The sequence below is a fragment of the Mycobacterium sp. genome, from assembly GCF_049683935.1.
Taxonomy (GTDB): Bacteria; Actinomycetota; Actinomycetes; order Mycobacteriales; family Mycobacteriaceae; genus Mycobacterium.
Map to the genome: position 1 here is coordinate 21,518 of NZ_JBAUJR010000485.1, position 6,508 is coordinate 28,025.

Here is a 6,508-nt window from a genome sequence, read left to right on the forward strand (position 1 = left end):
ATGCAGAAAGTTGCAAACTCATTACACGCGTATCCTCGAGGAGATGGCGGACAGCGCGCTGGCCTGGGATTTGCTCGGGATCCCGGTCGTCATCGTCGGCGGAACGCTCCTGCATTTCTGTTTCGAGTGGAGCGGCCGGCGTCGGATGCTCGCGGTGCTCTGCCCGATCAACGAGAGCGTCTGGGAACACCTGAAGATGGCCTACTGGCCGCTGCTGGCGATGACCGCCGTCCAGATGGCGGCCTCGGAGCACCCGCCGGCACTCGCCGCCGCACGCGCGGTCGGCTTCTACACGATGTGCGCCCTCATTCTCGGTCTCTACTTTTCAACGGCCGCTCTGCTGCCTCACGTCGACATACGCACCCGGTTGGTGGTGGACGGCTCGATATTCATCGTCGCCGTGGTGGTGGGGCTGTGCGTGTCCCATGCAGGGTCGGCGTTCAGCGGCAGTCCGGTCGTGGTGTGGACCGGGTGGGTCGCGCTGTTGGCGCCCGTGGTGATCTTCGCTGCGACCACCTTCGCGCCGCCTCGCACCACAATGTTCAGAGACCAGATGACCGGGCGGTATGGGCTCGCCTCAGGGCAGGTCTCCGATACCGGTCAACGTGGCTGAGGGTCGTCTCGAGTGCCGAACGCGGTGTGGAACGCGACCGTCCCAGCAGGAATCTGATCGCGCAGCGCCAGCACCAGCAGATTCTCGGGCGGCACCTCCGGCATGACCAGCGACGGCGCGCCACTGACGAATCCGAACCTGCCGTAGTACTCAGGATCGCCTACCACCACGCAGCCTCGCGCCCCGATATCGCTGAGTCGATCAAACGCTGCACGCACCAGCGCAGTGCCGATGCCGTCGCACTGACGGTCGGGCCGCACCGACAGGGGGCCGCCGCCGTACCAGCCGCACGCGGCGTCGCCGTTGATGGAGACCGGCGAGACCGCCACGTGGCCGACGATCTCGTTCCTGTCGTCGACTGCCACGAGCGAGAGGGTCAGGGCGTCGGCCGCCCGTAACTCGTCGATCACCGCCGCCTCCGTCTGACGGCTTTGGGGCACAGCGGCGAAAGCCGCCGCGGTGAGCTCACGGATGACGGCGACGTCCGGTTCGCGCTCGTCGCGGATGATCATCGCCGCTGAACGGCACCTACGCGCTCACCGGCCGCCGCCACCGCTGCATCGCGGGCTGCGCTGGCCTCCTCCTCGGTGAGGGTGCGATCGCCTGCGCGGAACCTCAATGCCAACGCCAGCGACTTGCGTCCCTCGCCGACCTGCGGGCCGGTGTACACGTCGAACAGCCGGACGTCCTCGAGAAGCTCACCGGCACCGGCACGCACCGCCTCGACCACACTCTGCGCCGCCACCTCGTCGGCGACCACGAGTGCGACGTCCTGGAATACGGCCGGGAAGGGCGAGACTGCAGGTACCGGCAGCGTTTCGGTGATCGGAATGGCATCAAGATCCAACTCGAGCGCGCACGCGCCCCTGGGAAGTCCGCACCGCTCGACCACTGCGGGGTGTAGCTGGCCGGCGTACCCCACGACCACGTCGCCGACCAGAACCTCGGCGCAGCGGCCCGGGTGCCAGGGCAGCCGTTGGGCCGAGCGAAGGGTCAGCTCGACGCCGCACGCCCTACCGATGATGCGTGCCGCTTCGAAAGCGTCGGTGGGATGTACCGGCCGACCCGGACCCCATGGTCCCGCGGGTTCGCGAAGGCCGGCCAGCACCGCTCCGACATGCTGCGGCTGACGCGGCAGGGACGCATCGAGAACAGCGATCTCGTCGTCGGTAGGCCTGCGGTCATTCGGAATGCGCTCCACGGCGCGGGTTTGTGATGTGGGCTCCACGACCTGCGCGACACCGAACAGCGCGACGTCGACTGCACCCCGGGACACGTTGCGCACCAACGCCTCCAGCAGACCCGGCAGTAGCGTGGTGGCGAGTTCGGGCCGATCGGCCTCCAGCGGGTTGAGCACCCGGGTGGTCCGCCTGCGCTCGTCGTCGTCGGGCAGACCCCACTGGTCGAAAATGCCACCGGCGAGGAACGGGGTGGGCAAGATCTCCACATAACCATTGAGCGCCAACGACTTTCCGACCGCTCTGCGTCTCTTCTGGGACGGCGTGAGCCCGCGTCCGGCAGGGGCGGGCGGAAGCACCGACGGAATGGCTTCGAGACCTTCCAGTCGCATCACCTCCTCGACCAGATCCGCGGGTTGGCGGATGTCGGGACGCCAACTCGGCGGGGTGGCGGTGACCCGGTCGCCCTCGACGACCACGTAGGCACCGATCTGGGTGAGGCGTTTCTGGGCGGCACCCGGCGGATAGGCGACACCCGCGGTGCGATCGGGCAGGTCGATCGGCATACTCACCGACGGATGCGACCAATCGTCGACAGGCGGATCGCCCCGCCAGTCGGTGAGCGTGGGAGCGACGGTGCCACCGGCGATCTCGGCCAGTAGCACAGCGCAGCGATCGAGTGCCGCGACGGATACCGCCGGATCGACCGTGCGCTCGTAACGACGTCCGGCTTCGCTGTGCAAACGCAGGCGTCGTTGGGTTCGGGACACCGAGGCGGGATCCCACACCGCGGCTTCCAGGAGCACGTCGGTGGTGCCGGCACGGACCTCGGTGGTACCGGCACCCATCACGCCGCCGATCGCGGCGGTGGCCACATCGTCGACGATCAGTACGTCGGCGGGATCCAGACGACGCTCGACGTCGTCGAGAGTGACGACGGTCTCCCCCGGGTCGGCGAAGCGCACCCGGAAGCCGCCGGTGATCAGGCTGCGGTCGTGGGCGTGCATCGGGTGGCCCAACTCGAGCATCACGTAGTTGGTGACATCCACCGCCGGTGAGATGGCGCGGATACCGCTGAGCAGCAGCCGTCGCTGAAGCCACCACGGTGACACAGCCTGCGGGTCGATCCCAGTGACCGGGCGCAACCCGAAACGCAAAACACCGGTGCCGGGTTCGATCACCACCGGCAGCGCTTCACCCTCGACGGGCAGCGCCGGGACATCGGCCGGATCGACGTAGTCGAGGTCGAAGGCGTTGGCGATCTCGCGCGCCAACCCGCGCACCGACAGGCAGTAGCCCCTGTCGGGGGTGATCGCAAGATGGAACACCACGTCGTCGAGACCCAGCACCTCGGCGGCGGGTGCGCCCGGGTCGGCGGTTCCCGGCGGCAGCACCAGGATCCCGGAGTGATCGGTGCCCAGGTTGAGCTCCGATGTCGAGCAGATCATCCCGTCGGAGGTACGGCCGTAGGTCTTGCGCGCGGCGATGGCGAAGTCGCCGGGCAGGATACTGCCCGGCAGCGCCACGACGACAAGATCGTTGACGGCGAAGTTTGTTGCACCGCAGACGATGTCACGCAGCTCATCTTCACCGACGTCGACCTTGACGGCCCTGATGGGCTTCTTGAACTCGGTGAGTTCTTCGATGTGCTTCACCCTGCCGACCACCAGCGGGCCGGTGACCGGACCGACCGGGATGATCTCCTCGACCTCGTGACCGATGCGGATCAGCGCGTGCTCGAGCTCCGCAGGTGACACGTCCCAGCCCGGGGTGCCGGCCTGGACGACGTCGCGCAGCCAGCTGTAGGGAAGGCGCATCAGGCTCCCACCCCGAACGGCAGCGAGAAGCGCACGTCGCCTTCGACCATGTCGCGCATGTCGGGGATACCGTTGCGGAACTGCAGGGTGCGCTCCAGGCCCATGCCGAACGCGAAGCCCGAATAGACCTCAGGATCGATTCCGCAGGCACGCAGAACGTTCGGGTTGACCATGCCGCATCCGCCCCATTCCACCCAGCCCGGCCCGCCCTTCTTGTTCGGGAACCAGATGTCGACCTCGGCCGACGGTTCGGTGAAGGGGAAGAAGTGCGGCCGGAACCTGGTGCGGCCCTCGGGCCCGAACTCGGCCCGCGCGAACGCGTCGAGGGTGCCGCGCAGATTGGCCATCGTGAGGTTCTTGTCGACGGCGAGTCCCTCGACCTGATGGAAGACCGGGGTGTGGGTCGCGTCGAGTTCGTCGGTGCGGAACGTGCGGCCGATCGAGATGATGTAGACCGGCAGTTCCCGCTCGAGGAGCGCGCGGATCTGTACGGGCGAGGTGTGCGTACGCAGCACCTGCCGCGACCCGTCAGGCGCGATGTGGAACGTGTCCTGTTCGCTGCGCGCCGGGTGGTCCGGCGGGAAGTTCAGGGCGTCGAAGTTGAACTGCTCGGTCTCGACCTCCGGGCCTTCGGCCAGCTCCCAGCCCATCGCGACGAACGTGTCGGCGACGTGCTCGGCCAGGATCGTGATGGGGTGACGGGCGCCGATCGGCTGCCGGGTGGAGGGCAACGTGACGTCGATGCGCTCGGCGACCAGGACCGAGGCGTCACGCTCGGCGCGCAGCACCGCAAGTCGTGCGTCGTAGCCGCTCTGGACCTCGGTCCGTGCGACGTTGACCCGTTTGCCGGCATCGGCGCGTTCGGCCTTGGGCAGCGACCCGAGGGTCTGCCTCGCCAGCGCGACCGGCGAACGGTCACCGAGGTACTCGGTCTTGGCACGAGCGAGGTCGTCGAGGCTCGCTGCCTGGTCGAAGGCATGCCTGGCCGCGCTGACCGCGTCGGCCAGCGCATCGTCTGAAAGGTCTACTGGCTGATCAGCCACCCGGCGATCATAGGCGATGCTCTGAGCGCACTTCGCATCCGTTTGTCGCTTGGCGCGATACCCTCACGCGGTGCTGATCCGGCCTTTGATCGTCGGCGGAGTATGGGTACTGGGCATTGCGGCCGCCGCGCTGTCGGGGTTCCACCACGGCTGGTGGGTGCTGCCCGCCGTGCTTCTGATCGCCCTGGCGGCGCTGGGAACCTGGGACCTGCTGCAGACCCGGCACACCGTCTACCGGCTCTACCCGATTGTCGGACGCGCCCGCCCGCTGATGGAGTCGATTCGACCGCAGATCCGCCAGTACTTCATCGAGGCCAACACCGAAGCGTCACCGTTCGACCGCGAGACGCGCGACATGGTCTACGAACGCGCCGCGGGGACCAAGGGCGACGAGCCCTTCGGCACCGAGCGCGACGTCAACGCCATGGGGTACGAGTTCCTGCGCCATTCGCTACGGGCACGGTTCGCCGACGACCTGGATCCGCGGGTCCGACTGGGCGGCCCCGACTGCAGTCGCCCCTACGACATCGCGCTGCTGAACGTGTCCGCGATGAGTTTCGGGGCGCTGTCGGCCAACGCCATCGAGGCGCTCAGCGCCGGAGCGGCGCGCGGCGGGTTCGCCCACGACACCGGGGAGGGCGGGATCAGCCCGTATCACCTGCGCGGCGGTGGGGATCTGATCTGGGAGATCGGTTCGGGCTATTTCGGATGCCGTGATGCCGAGGGGCGGTTCGACCCCGCGGCCTTCGCGGAGAAGGCGACGCTGCCTTCGGTCAAAGCCGTGTCGGTGAAGTTGTCCCAGGGAGCCAAACCGGGCCTGGGCGGGGTGCTTCCCGGCGCCAAGGTCAGCGCCGAGATCGCCGCCACCCGCGGGGTGCCGGTGGGACACACGGTGGTCTCACCGCCGGCGCACAGCGCCTTCCGGAATCCGATCGAACTGGCGGAGTTCATCTCTACACTGCGCGCCCTCTCCGGCGGCAAGCCGGTGGGGTTCAAGCTCTGCGTCGGTGCACGCTCTGAGTTTCTGTCGATCTGCAAGGGCATTCTCGCCACGGGGATCGCGCCGGACTTCGTGATCGTCGACGGATCTGAAGGTGGAACGGGCTCGGCACCACAGGAATTCGAGGACCACGTCGGCATGCCCCTGACCGAGGGGCTGATGCTGGTGCACAACAGCCTGGTGGGTGCGGGACTGCGGGACCGGATCAAAATCGGAGCGTCGGGCAAGGTCGCCAGTGGCGTCGACATCGTCAGCAGGATCTGCCAGGGCGCGGATTTCACGTTGGCCGCCAGGGCGATGATGTTCGCGGTGGGCTGCATCCAAGCGCTGGAGTGCAATACCAATCACTGCCCGACCGGAGTCGCGACCCAGGATCCCGCCCGCACCCGCGCTCTCGATGTCACCGACAAGACCACGCGGGTCTTCAACTTCCAGCGCGCAACAGTGGCCAGTGCCGCTCAGATCGTGGCATCGATGGGATTGACCGGATTCCATGAGTTGTCCCCCGCGATGCTCAACCGCCGCGTCGAAAGCCAGCGCTCGCGCACCTACGCCGAGATCTACAACTGGCTGATGCCGGGTGAACTGCTCGAGGATCCGCCGGAATCGTGGCGGTCCGATTGGATCGAGGCCTCCGCCGACGAGTTCCGCTGAAGGGTCCTCCTCCGTGCCCGCCGGCGGTGGCCGGCGCAAGGGTCCTGCCACCGGATCGATCAATTACTGCCACCGGAATTAAACGCCTGACCTGCCGGTTTAGGCCATCAGAACACCAAGAAAACGTCAGAACCGCGAGATTCGCTCCACGGCTCCGACCTCCACACAGGGAAGGGCAACAATCATGAAGAACCTCACCGCCG

Annotated in this window: 5 protein-coding genes; 2 read left to right on the forward strand and 3 right to left on the reverse strand. The window is 67.5% G+C overall.

Annotated elements, in window-relative coordinates:
* Positions 1-43 precede the first annotated feature (43 nt).
* Entirely contained in the window at positions 44-613 is a 570-nt protein-coding gene (locus WA965_RS27610; protein ID WP_526296701.1) for a DUF6512 family protein, read from the forward strand.
* Here the strand turns inward: WA965_RS27610 and WA965_RS27615 are convergent.
* Genes WA965_RS27615 through pheS form a run of 3 tightly spaced genes read right to left on the reverse strand, consistent with a single transcriptional unit; the run spans position 601 to position 4,651 of the window.
* The gene (locus WA965_RS27615) at positions 601-1,125 is read right to left on the reverse strand and encodes a GNAT family N-acetyltransferase (RefSeq protein ID WP_526296703.1); all 525 of its coding nucleotides are present in this window, start codon (positions 1,123-1,125) and stop codon (positions 601-603) included. The genes WA965_RS27610 and WA965_RS27615 overlap by 13 nt on opposite strands.
* A complete protein-coding gene (gene pheT / locus WA965_RS27620; RefSeq protein ID WP_526296705.1) occupies positions 1,122-3,608 on the reverse strand; it encodes a phenylalanine--tRNA ligase subunit beta in 2,487 nt (828 codons plus the stop codon). Before pheT ends, WA965_RS27615 begins: the two co-directional genes overlap by 4 nt.
* A complete protein-coding gene (gene pheS, locus WA965_RS27625) occupies positions 3,608-4,651 on the reverse strand; it encodes a phenylalanine--tRNA ligase subunit alpha (RefSeq protein ID WP_526296707.1) in 1,044 nt (347 codons plus the stop codon). The genes pheT and pheS overlap by 1 nt, the downstream gene beginning before the upstream one ends.
* Before the next feature lie 73 nt (positions 4,652-4,724).
* Here pheS and WA965_RS27630 point away from each other — a divergent pair, with 73 nt between their 5' ends.
* The gene (locus WA965_RS27630; protein WP_526296745.1) at positions 4,725-6,305 is read left to right on the forward strand and encodes an FMN-binding glutamate synthase family protein; all 1,581 of its coding nucleotides are present in this window, start codon (positions 4,725-4,727) and stop codon (positions 6,303-6,305) included.
* Positions 6,306-6,508 lie beyond the last annotated feature (203 nt).

Bases quoted from the DNA above. Each gene is read 5' to 3' on its own strand.
- pheT (WP_526296705.1), bottom strand. From the start codon at position 3,608: ATGCGCCTTCCCTACAGCTGGCTGCGCGACGTCGTCCAGGCCGGCACC.
- WA965_RS27610 (WP_526296701.1), top strand. From the start codon at position 44: ATGGCGGACAGCGCGCTGGCCTGGGATTTGCTCGGGATCCCGGTCGTC.
- WA965_RS27615 (WP_526296703.1), bottom strand. From the start codon at position 1,125: ATGATCATCCGCGACGAGCGCGAACCGGACGTCGCCGTCATCCGTGAG.